The sequence below is a fragment of the Streptococcus minor DSM 17118 genome (assembly GCF_000377005.1).
GTDB classification, from domain to species: domain Bacteria; phylum Bacillota; class Bacilli; order Lactobacillales; family Streptococcaceae; genus Streptococcus; species Streptococcus minor.
Genome location: NZ_AQYB01000029.1, coordinates 30,440 through 49,166, shown reverse-complemented (window position 1 = coordinate 49,166; position 18,727 = coordinate 30,440). Strand labels below are relative to the sequence as shown.

Genomic DNA, 18,727 nt, shown 5'->3' with positions numbered 1-18,727 from the left:
TTTCAATTTGTTAAATAATGTGCGAGAAGTTCCACTCTTAGTATTCATATTTAATCTACATCCACAAAACGGCCCATAACATGAACATCTTCAGCAATGGACACAAAAGCTGTGGGGTCAGCCTTCGACATGAAATACTTGAAATCACTGTACTCTTCTTGGGTAATAATAGCCAACAAAACAGCTTTTTTTTCACCCTGATAGGTTCCTTGTGCATCATTGATACAGGTGACACCTCGATGCAGTTTTTTGTGAATCATCTTGATGATTCGCTCTGGTCGACTGGTCACAATTAAAGCCTGCATCTTCTTTTGTCTGGTAAAGAGAGCATCCGTAACACGGCTGGAGACAAAGATGGTTACCATAGAGTAAAGAGCATATTGCCAGCCAAAAAGAAGACCTGCAAAGACCATAATTACCCCATTGACTAAGAGGGAAATACTACCCACACTCCGCCCTGTTATCTTGCGAATGGTCAGACTGATAACATCCGTACCCCCACTTGAAATCCTAGATTTAAGACCATAACCAATACCCGTACCCATCACCAGACCACCAAAGATAGCATTGATAAGAGGGTCTGTCGTAAGAGTGATCTGGGGAATAAACTGGATAAAGAGGGAACTCAGGGTAACTGTAATAAAGGTAAAGACGGTAAATTTGTGACCAATCTTGTACCAAGCCAAAATCAAAAGAGGTAAATTGATGGCATAAAAAGCGACAGCCACTGGAATAGTAAAGTCCAAGTAACGCTCACTGATGGCCGATAGGACCTGTGATAAGCCTGTTACCCCGCTAGAGTAAACATGTCCTGGCTGAAAGAAAAAATTGACTGCAATGGCGGACATTAAACCATAAAAGAGAGAAGCTGAAAACTTCTCTGCATATTTTTCCTTTGAAATACTTTTTAGGGTATGAAATAGACCAAACTTTTTAGCCCAACGATGGATAATAAATTTGATACGTTTCCCCAAAGATGCTTGTTTAATCATGGCTTTCTACTGTTAATGCTAGCTCTTCTAGTTGTTTTTGTGCGACACTACTTGGTGCCTGAGTCATTGGATCAGATGCCTTATTATTTTTAGGAAAGGCAATCACTTCCCGAATATTATCTTTTCCAGCCAAAATCATCACCAGACGATCTAGGCCGATAGCCAAGCCACCATGAGGAGGGAAGCCGTAGTCCATGGCTTCCAAAAGGAAACCAAATTGTTCATGAGCTTCTTCAGTCGAGAAGCCTAAAGCTGTAAACATGCGTTCCTGCATATCCTTTTGGTTGATTCTCAGACTACCACCACCCAATTCATATCCATTGAGGACAATATCATAGGCTACTGCTCGTACTTTAGACAAATCACCTGCTAATTCATGGACGGTCTCCTCCGTTGGCAAGGTGAACGGATGATGTGCAGACATGTAGCGACCTTCTTCTTCAGACCATTCAAACATTGGCCAATCAACAACCCACAGGAAATTAAACTGAGAATGATCAATCAAGTCCTGTTCTTTAGCAATGCGAACACGAAGAGCACCTAGGGTATTATTGGCCACCTCAAGTGAATCTGCAACAAAAAGAACCAAATCGTTGTTGTCAAGATGTAAACCATCTGTCAAGTCTTCCTCGATGTTTGTCAAGAACTTGGCAACTGGACCAGCAAGAGCTCCATCTGTCATCTTGACCCAGGCCAAACCTTTAGCGCCGTGCTGTTTAGCCACTTCTGTCAACTTATCAATATCCTTACGAGAATACTTATCAGCAAGATTTTTCAAGACGATAGCCTTGACAACGGGTGCTTCCGAGAAGACCTTGAACTCTATTTCTTTGACAAGATCTGTCAAGTCTTGTAACAACATATCAAAGCGAGTATCCGGCTTATCAGAGCCATAGTTATTCAGAGCATCGTCATAGGCCATACGAGGAAACGGAAGGCTAACATCTAGTCCCTTAGCTTCTTTCATGACCTTGGCAATCATACCTTCAACAATGTCCTGAATTTCCTTTTCGTCCAAGAAGGATGTTTCTAAGTCGACTTGGGTGAACTCAGGCTGACGATCTCCCCGCAAGTCTTCGTCTCGGAAACATTTGACGATTTGGTAATAGCGGTCAAATCCAGCATTCATAAGTAACTGTTTGGTAATCTGTGGACTCTGTGGCAGGGCGTAGAAATGACCTTGACTGATACGACTTGGCACCAGATAATCACGCGCACCTTCTGGTGTTGACTTGGTCAGCATTGGTGTTTCTACATCAATAAACTCTAGCTCATCCAAGTAATTGCGGATAGAGTGGGTCACCTTAGCCCGCAACTTGAAATTTTCCAGCATCTCTGGACGGCGCAAGTCAAGGTAACGATAACGTAGTCTAGTCTCATCTGCTGCTTCCAATCCATCCTTGATCTCAAAAGGTGTCGTCTTAGCAGTATTGAGGATAGTCAGATCTTGAACCTTTAGTTCGACATGACCGGTAGGTAATTTGTCATTTACCTGCTCCCGTGCTGCAACCAAACCTGTCACTTCTATGACAAACTCACTACGTAGACTCTCCACTTTTGTCATCACATCAGCAGATACTTCTTCTGGGTTAATGACCAACTGCATGATCCCCTCACGGTCACGCAAATCAATAAAAATCAGACCACCCAAGTCACGGCGACGACCAACCCATCCCTTAAGAGTCAGTTCACTTCCAATGTGTTCACTACGAACACGACCAGCATAAATAGAACGCTTCATAAATACTATTTTCAAGTCGCCTGAAAAGTCCCACTCAGATTTTTAGGCGACTCCTATTCCTTTCACATCGTAAGATTATTCATTTTCTCCTATTATAGCAGAAAGCGCTCAAAAACCCTACCCATGAAGAAGAGTTTTTTGTCTTCTTTTGGATAAAATAGTATTTTCTGCCTCTTACCTTACCTTGTCAAAGAATTTTGACAGGAAATCGGGTTTTGTCCATGAGTTTTGATAGACAAGGTTTCTTTAATTCTTTAAAATAAAGGTAAGAAGAGAGGGAGAAGTTATGACAGAATACATTAATATCGGACAAAAATTACAGGCAGCCAGAAAGGCGCAGAACCTCACTCAAGAACAAATAGCCGACAAGCTGATGGTATCTAGACAGACAATTTCCAACTGGGAAAACAACAAATCCTATCCGGATATTCTTAGTTTAATCCAGCTCAGTGATTTTTATGAGATTAGTCTAGACAGCTTGGTAAAAGGTGATGAGAACATTATCAAACATCTGGTCAATAGCACTGATGTAGTAGCTAGCAACCAGAAGTTGATTTGGGCTGTAGTCTGCAATGTGATATTACTAGCGGTTTTCCTCATCTACAATGCCTGGATTGTCGGTAATGTTTACTTGATCTTGGTTTGTGCTCTGGCCTGGATTATCAGTAGCGGTTTCCTATTTTATCAGATTATCCATCGTATCTAGGAGGTGATGGACATGTTACTTTTTCTCATCGCAGGAACATCCTTGGCGGTTTTAGCAGGTATTTACATGGTGACCCAGATCTATCAGATGGTCAAACTGGATGCCTTCTACCGTGGACTCAAACACCCTAAACTCTGGGCCTTCTTTGCTAGTACCGGTCAAAGAGGAGATGGACTGATTGTCTACCTGCTCCGACGCAAAAACCACCCTCGCAACAGTATGTCTGACGAAGATTTTTTGACCTTCCAAACCTGTAAACACCGAGCTATCGTCGCTCTTCTCTTTCAGTTAACAGGTGCTATCCTAGCCGTCACTGCTCTTGCCTTGTCTTACAGCTAAAATAAAAACTAGGACTATGTTCCTAGTTTTTTTATACTATGTGATGAGTGACTATGGCAGTATATTTCCTGCACTTCTATAAATATGGTACCACTGTTCCCGTGTCAATTGGACATCAAAGGCCTGAGAAATCTTTGTCAGGCGATCCGGATTCATCGAACCAACAATGGTTTGAATCTTAGCTGGATGTCGCAGAATCCAAGCCACCACTATAGCCTCTGCTGCAACACCGTAATCATCAGCATAGTGCTGAATCGTACGATTTAGTTCTTCATAGTCTGGGTGGTTGGTAAAGATTCCCTCCTGCAAACTCACTAAAAATGGAGACCAGGCTTGAGGGGTCACTTTTTTCAGCTGACAATATTCCAAAATACCACCATCACGCATAGTTGCTGCATCATCCTTCATATTGACATGGAAACCAGTATCAATCATAGGGGTATGAGCTGGAGAAAGCTGCAATTGATTAACTACCAAAGGCTCATCTAAATAAGATTGTAACAGCTCCATCTGGTAGCGATTTTGATTGCTAACACCAAAATACCGAACTTTTCCAGACTCCTTCAATACACGAAAAGCTTCTGCCACTTCCTCAGCTTCCATCAAAGCATCCGGTCGATGTAGAGCTAAGACATCCAGATAGTCCATTTCCAAACGAGACAGAATCCCGTCAACTGAAGCCAAGATATGTTCTTTTGAAAAATCAAAGAAACCTTTGCGAATTCCACATTTGGACTGGACAATCATATCTTCACGCTTGATTTCCAAGTCTCTCACTGCTTGCGCAAATCGCTCTTCTGATTGGCCACCGCCATAGATATCGGCATGATCAAAAAAGTTGATACCTTTTTCCAAACTAGCCTCTAAAACACGGGTTGCAGCTGCTGCATCCAAGGCCGCCATCCGCATACAGCCGAGACCGATACGCGAGACTTCTAAACCTGTGCTTCCAAGAATTTGTTTCATGGTTGCTCCTCCTTCTATCTTTCTTTAGTATAGCATAAAAGCAACCGTTTTCCTAACGGTTGCTGATGATGGTTGTCAGTAGTTATTTCTGACGAGCTGGTTTTCTATACTACCTCGCACCTTTTTGAGGATGAAGAGGTAAATAAAGCCTGATTTCTGTAAATTGGTTGGCTTGACTTTCCAATTCCATATGGTAGTCCTTGCCAAACTGTAGTTTCAAGCGTTGGTCCACATTGGACAGACCGATGCCGCCTTGACGAACCAAAGAATCGGTGACCTGCTTTTTCTGGCTAACATCCATCCCCTGTCCATTATCGTGGATGCTGATAACTAATTTTTCTTTCGCTTCATAAACTCTGATTTGAATCTTACCAGGACGGCTCACTTCTTTGATACCATGGTAAATAGCATTTTCCACGAGAGGTTGTAGAATCAGTTTTGGTACCATATAATCACCATAGGCAACAAGCTCTTGGATCTCATAATTCAGCTGTTCACCGTAGCGCTGTTGCTGAATGAAGAGATACTGGCGTACGTGTTCTATTTCTGATTGCAGTTTGATATGCTCGTTGCCATTATTGAGAGCGAGACGAAAATAAGTAGCTAGAGACTTTGTAACTTCTACGACACGTTTGCTGTCATTAAACTCCGCCATCCACACGATGGTATCCAGGGTATTGTAAAGGAAGTGCGGATTGATTTGACTAGCTAAAGCTTGCAACTCATACTGACGAATGGCCTGTTCATTCTCTTGGACGGATTGAACCAAGCTATCTATTTGATCCAACATTAGATTAAACTGCTGGGCTAGATCTACCATTTCAACAGAACCTTTTTTCTGAGCCCTTAGATGGGTCTCTCCTTGGCCAATCCGAAGGATGATACTTTGCAAATCCTTCAAGGGTTGCATCCAATAGCGAAGAAGAAGGGCTAGGCCACTAGCAGATAGGAGGAAGGCTAGACCGGCAATGGTGAACATAGAGCGGAGGATATTTTGTCGAATGCTCGCTAATTCATCCAAAGAAGCCACTCCAATGATGGTCCACTCACTGTGGTCAATCGCGGCTTGCGACACAAAAATCTGCTCCGTCACATAGCCCTGCTCCACAGCAATATAAGGCTCCATACTTGCCATATCTGCTTGTGATGAATAAACAGTTTTACGAGGATGATAGACAAACTCGTGCTGTTGATTGATGATAAAGGTGAAGCCATCTTTCCCCAGGTTGAGTTGATCTAGGTAATTGGCTATGGTACCGTAATCAATATCCAATCGTAGCACACCTAAGTTTTGTTTGTCTTCGTCGACAATTTCTTGTGTAACAGAGACCACCCACTTATCTTGGTTGGCTGTGTTTTTTCGAGCAGGTGTCAAAACAGGCATACCTTTTTGAGCGATAGCTGCCATATACCAAGCTTCCTGCATCATATCATTGGATGTCTGCATGGTCATATTTTGTTCCGTGGATACGATATCCCCAGACTTGGTTACCAGAGTAGCAGAAACCAAATCTGAGTTGGTATTCAGCAAGGTCTCCATCAAAGATTTCAGGCTAGCAACCTGACTATCACTAGGAGTCTTGATATAGCCTAACAGTATAGGGCTTTGAGCCAAGCTAGAGCTAACTTGCTCCAACTTTTCTACATAGGAAGACACAAACTGAGCACTTTGTTGGATGGTTTCGCTTGTTTTTTTCTCTGTCAAATCCTTGACAGCTGCTGCACTGATTTGATAATAAGCAAATCCCACTAGGAGCAAAAGAAACAAAATCCCTGGGAAAATATAGGTCAACAGGCGAACAAAAAGTGTTTGTTTTTTCACTGATTCCCTTCCCCCTTACGAAATTGTCTCGGTGTTTGCCCCACCACATGCTTGAAGCGCTGAGAGAAATAATTGATATCCTCAAAGCCACAACGCTCCGCGATTTCATAGATTTTTAAATCTGTCGTCAGCAACAATAGTTTTGCCTTTTTTATCCGAGCCTGTACCAAGTAATCTTGAAAAGGAATGCCTAACTCTTTCTTGGCCAAAAAACTGAGATGATTGGGGCTAAATCCCAACTCTTGAGCCAAACTTTTCAAGGTAAACGACGAGTCTTCTAAGTGGGTCTCAATGCGTCTAGCCAACTCTGTTGATGGATTTTCCTGAACCAAGTCCTTCAGTTGGCGAGATTTCTGTTCTAAAGAAATTTTTTTGACTACCTTAGCCAAAATCCCCTCTACATCTACTTTAGAGAAGGGTTTGAGTAGATAATCATCTGCCCCCAACTTCAAAGCCGACAAGGCATAGTCAAACTCATCATAGCCCGTCAAAAAGACAATATGAGTATCTGGATAGGCTTCCTTGACCAATCCAGCCAACTGGATACCGTTCATCTGGGGCATATTGATATCTGTTAATAAAATATCTGGTTGCTGTTCTTGGATCATCTGCCAAGCAATCATGCCATTTTCCGCTTCATTAACTTGGTCAATCTGGTGACTCTTAAAATCCACTAAAGAACGAATACCTTGGCGTACAAGATACTCGTCCTCGACTATTAAAATTGAAAACATAGGACGTTCCTCTACTCTGCTATGCTATGCTTATTATTATAACAGAGTTTTCAGGTTTAGACATAAGGCAACAAGTATTGGTAGCCCATTTCTTGCATTTGAGCTTTTGGAATAAATTTGATTGCTAGACTATTGATGCAATAACGCAATCCTCCCTTGTCCCTAGGTCCATCTGTAAATACATGTCCCAGATGAGAATCACCAGCCCGACTCCGCACCTCCACTCGTTCCATGTTGAAGCTAGTGTCTTTTTTGTAAACAGCTACATCTGGACTAATGGGCTTTGTAAAACTCGGCCAACCGCAACCTGATTCAAATTTATCTTTTGATGAAAAAAGCGGCTCGCCAGTCACCACATCTACATAAATACCCTCTTCAAATTTATCCCAATAACGATTGGAAAAAGCCCGTTCGGTATCATTTTTCTGGGTGACCGCATATTCTTCTGCTGTCAATTTTTTCTTGATTTCTTCTTGAGTCGGTTTTGGATAACGGCTGGCATCAATTACTGGATAACTCGCTTCATTGACATTGATGTGACAATAACCATTGGGATGCTTCTTAAGGTAGTCTTGGTGCTCATCTTCTGCTAAAACATAGTGCTTTAATTTTTCTTTTTCAACAACCAGAGGCTTATCATATTTTGTTGCCACTTGGTCAAACACTTGGTTAATAGTTGCCAAATCGGATGTATCTGTATAATAAACACCGGTACGATACTGGCTACCTATATCGTTTCCTTGCTTATTTTTACTAGTCGGATCAATGATTCTAAAGTAATGAAGAAGGATTTCTTTCAACGATACCTGACTTTTATCGTATACGATATGAACTGTCTCAGCATGTCCTGTCTGACCAATCAGTTGATAGTTGGTGGTATCGCTCTTTCCATTGGCATAACCTGAAGTCACATCCGCAACTCCCTTGACGCGTGAGAAATATTCTTCTACTCCCCAAAAACAACCACCAGCTAAGTATATTTCTTTCCGATTTTCTGCCAACACTGGTTTTTCCTCCTTTTGATTAGAGATCGACTGCCACTTCACCTGATCCTCCAGAGACTTTGAACTCTGTCCCGCAGTCCGATTGCGAACAAAAACAAATACTCCTAGAATAATGAAGAGGATAACAAAACCCATCATATACTTTTTATCCATCCTTGAACTCTTTCTACTTGATACTGTTCAAATTTGCTTTTATATCTTCTACAGACATAAAACCAATATGAGTTTTAACGAGAACTCCGTCGCTACCAATGAAAGCTGATGTTGGGTAGGAGCGCACTCCGTAGGCCTTCAATAGGTCTCCGCTGGCATCCAGTGCAACCGGTAAGTGTTGATAGTCAAGTCCTGCATACCAAGACTTAAAATCTGCTTCTGACTTTTCACCATTATGGTTGGGAGATACAACAGACAGAACCTGTACATCCTCTCCCACTTCTGATGCCAACTGATCCGCATCTCCCAGAGTAGACAGACAAATGGAACACCATGAAGCCCAGAATTTTAGATAGACCTTTTTCCCTTTCAAATCAGACAGCTTATAGGTTTTACCATCTAAACCTTGTAGGGTAAAATCAGGTGCCATTTCGCCTTGGTTCATCTTTTGATTGTCCATCTTCTGAGTGTCCATCATCTTTTGTCCATCCATCATTTCTTCTGTAGTCGAAGTTTTATCCATGCCCTTCTCATCATCCATCATTTTGTCGTCCATCATGGAAGTTGTATCATCCATCTTCTTGTCCTTGTCCATAGAATTTGTCGAACATGCTGCTAAAAGACTCAAGCTAGTTAAGGCGGTCATCATTAAAAGTGTTGTTTTTTTCATTATATTACTCCTTTTGTATGTGGTTTTACGAATGAAATAAGTTTTCAAAAAATGCTGTAATGGTGTTAACGCTATTGGTTAAAACCAATATTCCCATGAATATGATAAGGATACCCCCGATTTTTTTCATGAGAGGGATATAGGGTTTGAGTTTGTTAAAGCCTTGCATGACAACCGAAGAAGTCAGAGCCAACAACAAGAAGGGAAGGGCTAGACCAAGTGTGTAAAATACCATGTAAACACCACCCGCTAAGGCACCATCTCCGCCCGAAGCAGCCAGTCCAAGAACTGAACTAAGGACAGGACCGACACAAGGTGTCCAACCAAATGAGAAAGTCAATCCCAGCAAATAAGCATTGAATAAGGCGCCACGCCCTTTCTTTTCTTTATAGCTGAAACTTTTCTGCATTTGCAGTTTGGAGATATTAATGATCTCCATCTGATGAATGCCAAGTAAGATAATTAGCACACCCATCACATATCGGAAGCCATCAGTATAAAGAACTTTTCCAAGAAAGCCAACTCCATATCCAAGAGTAATGAATACTGTTGAGAGCCCGGCTATGAAAGCGAGAGTCTTTATCAACCCATACCAGTTTACCTTTTTGCCAAACAAGGTAGTCGTATACCTCTCGTCCTGACCCAATAAAATACCCAGATAGACAGGTAACAGAGGAAAGATGCATGGTGAGAAAAAAGATAACAATCCTGCTACAAACACTGTCAATAGAAATACTAGTGAAATGCCCATATAAGCCTCCTTTCCATATTTTGTATCTCCAGTATAATCCTCTCCAATCTAAAAATATATAGAATGTCATCCTAAAAAACATGAACTTGATACGAAAAAAAGAAAAAAGTTGAGAAAAATCTCAACTTAGGGTTAAAAAGAACCATTGCTTCACGCGTAATACTTTTCGTATGATGACAAAATAAAATTAGCCTTCTACATGGTTGGTCTTTGTCTGATTGAGCCAAGCATAGGCAATACCAATAAAGAGGCCACCACCTAGCCAGTTGGCAAAGAAAACAACTGTCCACTGGCGTAAGATATTCATGAATGTAAAGGTTTCAACATTTTCACGTGCATGGTTAAAAGCCAAGAGCATAAAGGCTGCAAAGTTAGCAACCAAGTGTTCATTGATAAGAAAGACAAACATAAAAATAGCTGAAATAGCAACAAAAATCTTTGCAGACTCTTCCTTGAGTAGCATATAGCCCATAATGGCCATATTCACAAACATATTGGCAGTGATGCCTTCGATAAAGTTGCCCCAATCCGATTTACCCAATTTAATAGTAGCTGCAGTCACCACAAAACTATCATCTTTTAGATTCATAAAAGAGAAGGATTGGTTAAAAAGATAAGCTAAGATAACTGCCCCAACTAAATTGAAGAAAGTACAATAAAGCAATATCTTGGTCGCTTTACCCCAAGATATCTTCTTGTAGTAAGCTCCGGTTGTCAGGTAGAGCATGTTTGAGGTAGCTAGCTCACCATTAAAGACAAGAACATAGATCAATCCAATTGCAAAGATAAAGGTGAAGGTAAAGCGGGCCAAAGCGGGAAACTGACCAGCAATCACATCAGCTCCGATGATTCCCACCGCAGTCGACATGGTCAAATACGCACCTGCAAACATCGAACGAAGGGCATAGCGAGACAGACTTTCATCAAAAAGGGCTTCTTTCTTGGTACAGGCTGCCGCAACTTTTTCTTCAAATAATGACATACTATTCTCCTAGATTTTTTCATTGCTTAATAAAGAAAGGCAGGAGCTACACTCCCACCTGGGATATATTTCTATTAACTTTCTGAAGCACCAGAGGTTGCATCTGCTACTGGCGAAGCACTACCACCAGCATCTGAAGCACCGGAGGTCGCATCTGCATGAGCTGGAGCAGCTGCTACTGCTGTTCCACCAACTAGGCGTTGCCCTGTTGCTTCCAAATACCAATCCAACCACGGTTTGAAATTAAAGATGATTTCATTGATCCCTGCATACGAACCATCTGGGTAGTACATCGCCTGATAATTATGCGTATTGATGATTTCAGCTGGAGTACCCGGAACAATGGTACGAACATATTCCTGATTCCCATTACGTAGGGTCCCAATTACCCACTCCACATTCTTCATACGAGCTGGAGGCAGGGTGCCATGTACAGTCGACATTCGGTTACCTACCTGTTCCAAGACACGTTTACCTAGCATAGTGCTTGGTTCTTGGTGTTTATTGTTATAATAAAGGAATTGATTGTTATCATCTGCATAGGTCAGCTCAAAAGGCATGGCATTGAGAAACATGTTGAGTTGATTCACTGTCAGGAGACCATTATCCAATTTCACATAGGTGTCTCCTTCAACAGCTCCAACTTGCTTGGAAGCTTTTTCCAACCAATCTGGATCATCTGGATCAATACCGTGGATAGTTGTTGCAATTGGTCTACCACAATCTAAATCTTCTGGCTCAATCGGTCTTGGTTTACGTAATTTCGATACCACTCCTACATATTGAATAAAGTTATCCAGACACGTTTCAAGGAATGCCACGGTGCCTTCATTGATGATATCACCATTTAAGTCAAAGGCTTCCTTGGCTTTCCCAAGAAGAAATTCATTGCCTGGCAAGGTGTATGCATTGACACCTGGTGCTTCTAGGATTTTACGTAAATGTACTTGAGCACGAGAAGTTCCTTGATCGTAGTAAGAAGCCCCCACAATCATAACTGGTTTGTTTTCGAGTGGATGCAATCTAAAGGACAGCCATTCCAAAGCACTCTTAAGGGCTGGGGTGATGGTGTGGTTGTGCTCAGGTGTCGCAATAATGACCCCATCTGCACGGATAATCTTATTGTTTAAGTAGCGAATAGCAAAGCAGTCTGATTGGTCATCATCTTGGTTGAACATCGGAACATCCTTGATTTCCAAGAGTTCAATTTCACATTTTATTTTAAATTGACGCTGCATAAATTGCAGAAGCATGCGATTATAGGATTGGTCCGCATTGGAGCCAACGATTGCTACAAATTTCATAGTTTTTCCTCCCTTAGTCTAAGTTCGCCCAATCAAAGTTTTCAGCTTCTTTTTTCAAGAGAGCCTTCGCATTAGACAATTTCTCTGTCATTTTCACAAAGAGACGGAAGTCATCAAAGATAGCATCCAATTTTTGACTAGTTTCTATGTCATTGAGTTCCCCCGCCTCATTAAAAGCTTGGAGCGAATGAGAAAGAAGGAATTCATCTGGCAAAACAGTCGCCTTGAGCTCAGGAGCATTGAGGATTTGGCGCAACTGTAGCTGTGCACGGGAGGACCCTAGAGTTCCGTAGGAAGCTCCTGTGATCATGACAGGCTTATTGAGCAAGGGGTAGACACCATAAGAAACCCAAGCCAAAGCATTCATCAAGACTGCAGGGATAGAGTGATCATATTCAGGCGTCCCAATAATCACACCATCAGCATCTTCTAGTTTGACGACCAAGTTCTGAACGATTTCTGGCAATACGCGATTCGCAGGTTTATTAAAAGTTGGCAGATCTTTAATCTCTACCAATTCAATATCCGCCTTATCTGCAAAATGACTCTGCATGTATTGCAACAACTGACGGTTGGTTGATTTTACCGAGTTGGTCCCAACAATTCCAATGAGTTTCATAGAATGCTCCTTTGATTAAGATACACAGATAGTGCCATCGTGTTCACTGACGTAAGTTACGTACATATTCATGTTACTAGTTTCACAACCATTTGTCAAGCGCTTTCAAAAAATCATTTCCAATTTTTGAAAATTCTGGTACAATGGAAAAATAAACTCAAAACACGGAGCAAATGTATGTACAGACTATTCTTTTTAACTGGGGGATTTATCAGCCTATCCATTGGGATTGTCGGCATTATCCTACCTGTCATTCCTACAACACCCCTCCTACTTCTATCTGGATTTTGTTTTGCTAGAAGTTCCAAAAAATTCGAAAGCTGGCTCCGAAAAACCAAGGTTTATCAATTTTACGTGTCTGATTATGCCGAAAGCAAAGCAATTTCTGCCAAGCGCAAGAAACACATTATCTGGCAAATCTACCTCCTGATGGGGATCTCTATCTGGCTGGCTCCTCTACTCTGGATTAAAATCGGTCTTTTTCTCCTCACCCTCTTCATTACCTATTATCTCTTTAAAGTCATCCCGACCAAATAAACTATACCGACCATGGATTGAGCAACAAAACTAAAAAATCTAGGAAATTTTCCTAGATTTTTTATTCTTTTTGTAGACGATGGGATTTTTTGGTATACAGACTGGCACCAAGTGCAATAAAGAAAAGTAAAAACAAACTCAATATAGCAACTTGACTACCAATCTCTCCAGTTATAGAAATCGTTTGACGAAGACCTGATACAGAGTAGCTCATCGGCAGGAAAGGATTGACTGACTGGAAAAATGTATCCGTTAACGGCAAGGGATAGGTCCCTGCACACGAAGCTAGCTGCAATAGTAAGAGGATAATCGAAGCAAAAGCACCAAAACGTTCATGCCAAGTGTAGAGTGCAGTCACCATAGCCATAAAAGTTGCACTAGCTAACACAGTCAGCAAATAAGTTTTCCATTCGTTATTAGCGGTCAAACCAATCAAATGCACAGCAAAATAGAGAAGAGTTGCTGATAAAATGGCAATCAAGCCATTCACAGCCAGTTTCCGCGAGATCCAATCCAAACGTCCTTCAGGTTCTTTTCCAGATACTGTCCCTGAGAAAATCATGTTGCAGGACAAGGCTGCCACCATAAGGGCTACTGACATCATATATGGAGCCATTCCTACACCATTGGTTTTGACTTCATCCCTATCCTGATGACTCACCCGAACAGGAGATGACAAACTGACAGCATTGTCATCTGTGGCTTCCACCGTTGACAATTTGTCACTAGCAGTTGCTAAACCATCTTGAAGAGAAGAAACTCCTTGCTTCAAACTTGAAAGTCCATTTGTCAAAACAAGACTGCCTTGAGCTAATTGGCCAGAACCAGAGACAAACTGGTTAGTCCCTTTTACTAATTGATTGGCACCATCTGTTAATTGCGAAGATTTCTCATCTAATGTTGTTAGCCCATTGTGTACTTGGTTCGTCCCTGATACCAGCTGACTACTGTTACTGGATAATAGATTCGCCCCCTGAGACAATTGAGAGACAGCTGAAGTGTATTGTTCGACGCCAACTTGCAGGTGATGTGCGCCTGTGCTGAGTTGGCTGTGAAGAGTGGATACTCCGCCTGCAACTTGCTGACTGCCAGGAATGATTTGTTCATTCAAAACTGCTGAAACCTGTGTCATTCCACTTGAAAGGCTACTTAAACTACTGGATGCCATTGGTAAAAGTTGATTTGCTGCTGCCTGTAATTGCCCTAGTTCTATTTGCTGACTGGCAGCGTTCATAGAAGAAAGGGCTGACTGCAAATGTGAAGCCTGATTCAAAATCTCTTGAGCCTCATTAGCAACTGATGACTGACCGCCCAAAGAGGCTATTATTTCAGCCTGCTGGTCTGCTGAGAGCGACTGATAGGCTACTGTTGCTTGCACATTGGTGACAAGCCTTTGTGAATCTAAAGAAGCAGCATCCAAAATCTGTTGAGCGTTGGTAGCGATATTCGCTAGATAGCTTGATAAATCTGAAATGTTTGTTTGGTTCGTCCCTATTGATTGAATACTGTCGTTTAACTGAACCAATCCTTGGCTTAATTGTTGAATCTGAACACTTTTTTCTGCCGATAGAGTCACCTGACTAGACAACTGTATCAAACCATTGGTCAACCGATTAGCTCCATCAACCAAGGTCTCAATATGACTTGTAGCTTGATTCAACTGAGTAACGCCATTAAGCAGATTAGGCGATTGGGTATCCAACTGATTGGCACCGCCAGCCAATTGATCTACGCCATCTGTATAGCTGATGAGCCCTGATCCAAGCGAAGTTGTCCCGGAAACTAACTGGGAAACTCCATTTGTATACTGACCCAAACCAATAGAAAAGGTTTCCATCCCGTCTGAAAATAGTAATCCAGAATCAGTCAGTTTCGTTAGATTTTCAAACAAGACCTCACTGCCACTTTCTAGTTTCTGAGTTCCACTCACCAGTTGTTCCCCGCCGTCACTAGCGTCTACTAAGCCATCTGATAATTGAGAAAGACTTTTTAATAGACTGCTAATATAGGTATAGGTTATATTTTCTGAGACGCTAGCTTTTAGCCTAATCATGGCAGAATCAGCCATTTTGCTAGCAATAAAACTATGTCCCTTAGATGTTTGATAAGAAATCGTCATTTGCTTCGGTTGCTCGCTGAGTAAACTCGCAGCATTTCTAGATAAATCTTTTGGAAGAGTGACTATCATGAAATAATCACCTTTTTTCAAACCCTTATCAGCTGTTGACTGACTGACAAAGTGATAGTCCAAATCCTTACTTTTGGACATACTATCGACCATATCCTCTCCAATCGAGAGAGACTGATTTTGATAATCTACGGGTTTATCCTGATTGACAACTGCTACTGGTAGCTGGTCTACTTTCCCATAGGGATCCCACATCGAACTTAGAAAAATTACATTGTACAAGGCTGGTATCAAGGCAATTCCCAACATAGTCACCCAAAGCAGTGGTTTTTTTAAGATTGTTTTCCATTCATCTAACATATTTACCTCCAGTTTTAGACAATGTGTCCATATTTTTGGTATAATCATATTATATGTATTTTGATATTTATTTCAAGATAAAATCCACGTTTTTAGACATAGTGTATAACTTTGTACAAAGGAGTTCATGATGACCGACGATAGACGAAAACAACAAACAAGAAAGAAATTGGAACAGTCCCTCACCAATCTACTACAAAATAAAAGCTTTGATGATATTACGACGATTGAATTAGCTAACGCTGCCAAGATTAGCCGATCTAGCTTTTACACTCATTATAAGGATAAGTACGAAATGATTGAGCATTATCAAAAAAATGTCTTTGCTAATGTTGAATACATTTTTAATAAGCATGGCTTAGACAAAGAAGCCATTATTTTAGAAGTCTTTGATTATCTAAATCGAGAAGATCTTTTTGCTGCTTTGCTATCTCACAACGGCACAAGGGAAATCAAGGCTTTTTTACGAAATAAACTCCAATTGCTACTTGCGCAAGACCTCCAATATCGTTTTTCAACAGAAAAGAAAAGTGATATCGAAGAACTCTATACCAGTATCTACCTGAGTCACGCCATTTTTGGAGCCTGTCAGACCTGGATTGCTAGAGGTAAAAAAGAATCTCCTGAAGAAATAACCTCCCTCCTCCTCCACCTACTAGGTCATTAGTTTACAAAAAATAAGGAGAAAATCTCCTTATTTGATTGATATATTGCCGTAATTGTTTTTTATGATGAGTTGCCCCTTTGCATCCTTGGCCTTGTAGGAAACCTTATACAGCTGATTTGCACGAGTTTTTTCTAAGGTCTTAAAATGACCATCTAGGTGAATGTTATCAGACATGGTCTCAACATTCAAGCTCGTTTTTGATTTACTATCCTCAGCCATATCTACCTCAATATCCATAGCGGACGCCATAAAGGTATTATCTCCAAAGAATTCCACATTTTTTAGACTAATGGAAAAATAGGTATCGCCATATCCATTAGTATAGTCTGAATCGCTATTTTCAGCCACTGGCTCCATCTCTTCCAAGCTTTGTCCAGAAGAATAATGGATATTTTTGAGAATAGAATTTTGTATACTGAGATTGCTGCTTCTATCAATAATCGTCACATTTTCTAATTTTGAATCTGAGATGTCAGATAGACTATAGTAATTTTCAAGAGTCATATCTTTTAGTTCGCTCTCATAGACAAAGATAGCACCTAGCACTTTTCCACTTTCAATCTTAGTATTCAAAATTGCTACATCTGAATGATAGTCGAGTTTTTTTAATGTTATGTTATTGACAGAGAGTCCTTCAAGACCAGAGCCTGAAACACTACTTAGCGGTTTATCTTTTGGCACTGTAATAACAATCTCATTGTAGCCATTGCTCACTTGTCCTTCGTTTAGTAAATGACCAACAACTTCAATGCCACCGACAACAAGATTTTTAGGTCCCTCTGATCTGATAGATAAACTAGCTCCTTTCTTCTCCAAGTGGAGATTGCCAAGAAACTTACTACCTGAATAATAACTTACACTAGTTGTATCAACATTGCCAGTTTGAATCCGAATCGGACGATAGGCATCCAACTGAATATCTGAAATGTCAATAAAAGTCTCTGTCTGCTTAATTGGTGCCGTAATCTTTTGAATTGCTTGAATACCTCCGGTTGCATAGCCAGCCCCTAAGAGAATAGCTCCAAAAACTAGAGAGGCTAGCGATATCTTTAGAAATGTTTTAGCAAAAGTGCTCATGATGCAGTCCTCCATTTTCGTATTAGGTGTTGCCAGAGGCTAACCATTCCTTTAGCTGAAAGACGGGCAAAGCCGGTCGTCAGGAACCAGGCTAATAAGCTCCCGCCAAAGAGAAGGAGACTAGCGCCAATCCCCATGGCCATAGCAGGAAACGAACTGTTCAGGAGACTAAAGCTCTCAAAAAGAGTCATAGTCGCTAAAAAGAATCCCGCCAAACCGCACAAATAAGCAAATACAATAATGGTTAGGATAAAGAATAGCAGACCCAACATTATCAGAATAAGAACAATCAGAATAGGTAGAGCAATCGGTGCTGCAAAGATAGATAGGACCATGACTCCGATAATAGTTGCATTGGTTTTAGGTGTTTTATTTGGATCTGTCACATGCTTGCCAAGAATCGTAGAGATAACATCGCTAGCGGCTTCCTTGGGTGTCCCAAATTCAGCAATAACTATTTCCTCATTTTCAGGACCCGCTTCTTCAAAATATTCTATAAAATAGTCCATCGCCTCCTGATAATCGTTTTGAGGCAGACCTTTTAGATATTTGTCCAGTTCTGCTAAATATTCAGTCCGCGTCATGTCTAATTCTCCCTTCTATGATACCGTCTAACGTATCCTTATATTTTTGCCACTCTTCCTTCAGATAACCCAACTGAAAACGACCACTCTCTGTAATGGCATAGTACTTTCGTTGACGACCTTGATGTTCCCGATTATAGGTGGTGACAAAGCGGGCCACTACCAACTTTTTCAAAATAGGATACAGAGAAGATTCCCTAGCATTAGCTACCAACTTGATGGTTTGACTAATCTCATAACCGTAGGAATCCTGTTCCTGTAACATGGATAAAATCAGAAATTCAATCAAGGTTGATGATACCGGAAAATACATACACTCAACCCCCTTTATATAATAAATATTATTATATATTTATTTTTTATATATCAATTATATACCTTTAAATAAAATAAATCAACCATTTATATATAAAATTTTGATATATGTCTTTTACTAGTTTTTTAGAATATTCAACATAAAAAGCCGTCTCGTTTTACGAAACAGCACTAAAAGCCCTCTAGGGGGAGCAAAAAGGGGAGCAAACCCATAAATAACGGTTTTAAGACAAAGCAAAAAGCCCACGGTTGTAGGCTTTTCGTAAGATATTTCTT

19 protein-coding genes are annotated in these 18,727 nt (G+C 40.9%); 4 read left to right on the top strand and 15 right to left on the bottom strand.

The features are described 5' to 3' along the window. Positions 1–50: 50 nt before the first annotated feature. A complete protein-coding gene (locus F602_RS0103470; RefSeq protein ID WP_018166573.1) occupies positions 51–992 on the bottom strand; it encodes a YitT family protein in 942 nt (313 codons plus the stop codon). Next, positions 985–2,733, bottom strand: coding sequence for an aspartate--tRNA ligase (gene aspS, locus F602_RS0103465; RefSeq protein WP_018166572.1), 1,749 nt, complete (start codon positions 2,731–2,733; stop codon positions 985–987). The genes F602_RS0103470 and aspS overlap by 8 nt, the downstream gene beginning before the upstream one ends. A gap of 298 nt (positions 2,734–3,031) precedes the next feature. Here aspS and F602_RS0103460 point away from each other — a divergent pair, with 298 nt between their 5' ends. Next, positions 3,032–3,439 (top strand): helix-turn-helix domain-containing protein, encoded by a 408-nt coding sequence (locus tag F602_RS0103460; protein ID WP_026183285.1) that lies wholly within the window; start codon positions 3,032–3,034, stop codon positions 3,437–3,439. 12 nt (positions 3,440–3,451) lie between these two features. Continuing rightward, entirely contained in the window at positions 3,452–3,778 is a 327-nt protein-coding gene (locus F602_RS0103455) for a hypothetical protein (RefSeq protein ID WP_018166570.1), read from the top strand. Positions 3,779–3,829: 51 nt separating this feature from the next. Here the strand turns inward: F602_RS0103455 and F602_RS0103450 are convergent, their stop codons facing one another. The 9 genes from F602_RS0103450 to F602_RS0103410 form a co-directional block, all read right to left on the bottom strand. Further along, a complete protein-coding gene (locus F602_RS0103450) occupies positions 3,830–4,744 on the bottom strand; it encodes an aldo/keto reductase (protein ID WP_018166569.1) in 915 nt (304 codons plus the stop codon). Positions 4,745–4,853: 109 nt separating this feature from the next. Continuing rightward, a complete protein-coding gene (locus tag F602_RS0103445) occupies positions 4,854–6,566 on the bottom strand; it encodes a cache domain-containing sensor histidine kinase (protein ID WP_018166568.1) in 1,713 nt (570 codons plus the stop codon). Continuing rightward, positions 6,563–7,300 carry a response regulator transcription factor gene (locus F602_RS0103440; RefSeq protein WP_018166567.1) on the bottom strand — a complete coding sequence of 246 codons (738 nt, stop codon included), beginning with the start codon at positions 7,298–7,300 and terminating at the stop codon, positions 6,563–6,565. The genes F602_RS0103445 and F602_RS0103440 overlap by 4 nt, the downstream gene beginning before the upstream one ends. 56 nt (positions 7,301–7,356) lie before the next feature. Further along, positions 7,357–8,457 (bottom strand): peptide-methionine (R)-S-oxide reductase MsrB, encoded by a 1,101-nt coding sequence (msrB, locus tag F602_RS0103435; protein ID WP_018166566.1) that lies wholly within the window; start codon positions 8,455–8,457, stop codon positions 7,357–7,359. Positions 8,458–8,470: 13 nt separating this feature from the next. Next, positions 8,471–9,127 carry a TlpA family protein disulfide reductase gene (locus F602_RS0103430; protein ID WP_018166565.1) on the bottom strand — a complete coding sequence of 219 codons (657 nt, stop codon included), beginning with the start codon at positions 9,125–9,127 and terminating at the stop codon, positions 8,471–8,473. Between the two features lie 25 nt (positions 9,128–9,152). Further along, positions 9,153–9,878, bottom strand: a complete 726-nt coding sequence (gene ccdA2 / locus F602_RS0103425) for a thiol-disulfide oxidoreductase-associated membrane protein CcdA2 (protein ID WP_018166564.1) — start codon at positions 9,876–9,878, stop codon at positions 9,153–9,155. 187 nt (positions 9,879–10,065) lie between these two features. Beyond that, positions 10,066–10,860 (bottom strand): formate/nitrite transporter family protein, encoded by a 795-nt coding sequence (locus F602_RS0103420; RefSeq protein WP_018166563.1) that lies wholly within the window; start codon positions 10,858–10,860, stop codon positions 10,066–10,068. Between the two features lie 74 nt (positions 10,861–10,934). After that, on the bottom strand, positions 10,935–12,164 hold the full coding sequence (locus F602_RS0103415) for an NAD(P)H-dependent oxidoreductase (RefSeq protein ID WP_018166562.1): 1,230 nt from the start codon (positions 12,162–12,164) through the stop codon (positions 10,935–10,937). Positions 12,165–12,177: 13 nt separating this feature from the next. Then, the gene (locus F602_RS0103410; RefSeq protein WP_018166561.1) at positions 12,178–12,783 is read right to left on the bottom strand and encodes an NADPH-dependent FMN reductase; all 606 of its coding nucleotides are present in this window, start codon (positions 12,781–12,783) and stop codon (positions 12,178–12,180) included. A 177-nt stretch (positions 12,784–12,960) separates the two neighbouring features. Here F602_RS0103410 and F602_RS0103405 point away from each other — a divergent pair, with 177 nt between their 5' ends. After that, complete coding sequence (locus F602_RS0103405) at positions 12,961–13,320, top strand: YbaN family protein (protein ID WP_018166560.1); 360 nt, start codon at positions 12,961–12,963, stop codon at positions 13,318–13,320. A 61-nt stretch (positions 13,321–13,381) separates the two neighbouring features. Here the strand turns inward: F602_RS0103405 and F602_RS0103400 are convergent, their stop codons facing one another. After that, positions 13,382–15,808, bottom strand: a complete 2,427-nt coding sequence (locus tag F602_RS0103400; RefSeq protein ID WP_018166559.1) for a YhgE/Pip domain-containing protein — start codon at positions 15,806–15,808, stop codon at positions 13,382–13,384. A gap of 130 nt (positions 15,809–15,938) precedes the next feature. Between F602_RS0103400 and F602_RS0103395 the strand changes: the two genes are divergently transcribed. Beyond that, positions 15,939–16,475, top strand: coding sequence for a TetR/AcrR family transcriptional regulator (locus F602_RS0103395; RefSeq protein ID WP_018166558.1), 537 nt, complete (start codon positions 15,939–15,941; stop codon positions 16,473–16,475). Positions 16,476–16,502: 27 nt separating this feature from the next. On the opposite strand, the gene F602_RS0103390 is transcribed toward F602_RS0103395, so the two are convergent. The 3 genes from F602_RS0103390 to F602_RS0103380 are packed head-to-tail and all read right to left on the bottom strand — an operon-like array spanning position 16,503 to position 18,449. Further along, positions 16,503–17,552 carry a DUF4097 family beta strand repeat-containing protein gene (locus tag F602_RS0103390; RefSeq protein ID WP_018166557.1) on the bottom strand — a complete coding sequence of 350 codons (1,050 nt, stop codon included), beginning with the start codon at positions 17,550–17,552 and terminating at the stop codon, positions 16,503–16,505. Then, positions 17,549–18,136: a DUF1700 domain-containing protein gene (locus tag F602_RS0103385; RefSeq protein WP_018166556.1), complete on the bottom strand. Its 588-nt coding sequence runs from the start codon at positions 18,134–18,136 to the stop codon at positions 17,549–17,551. Before F602_RS0103385 ends, F602_RS0103390 begins: the two co-directional genes overlap by 4 nt. Beyond that, positions 18,123–18,449 (bottom strand): PadR family transcriptional regulator, encoded by a 327-nt coding sequence (locus F602_RS0103380; RefSeq protein WP_018166555.1) that lies wholly within the window; start codon positions 18,447–18,449, stop codon positions 18,123–18,125. The genes F602_RS0103385 and F602_RS0103380 overlap by 14 nt, the downstream gene beginning before the upstream one ends. Between the last annotated feature and the right edge of the window lie 278 nt (positions 18,450–18,727).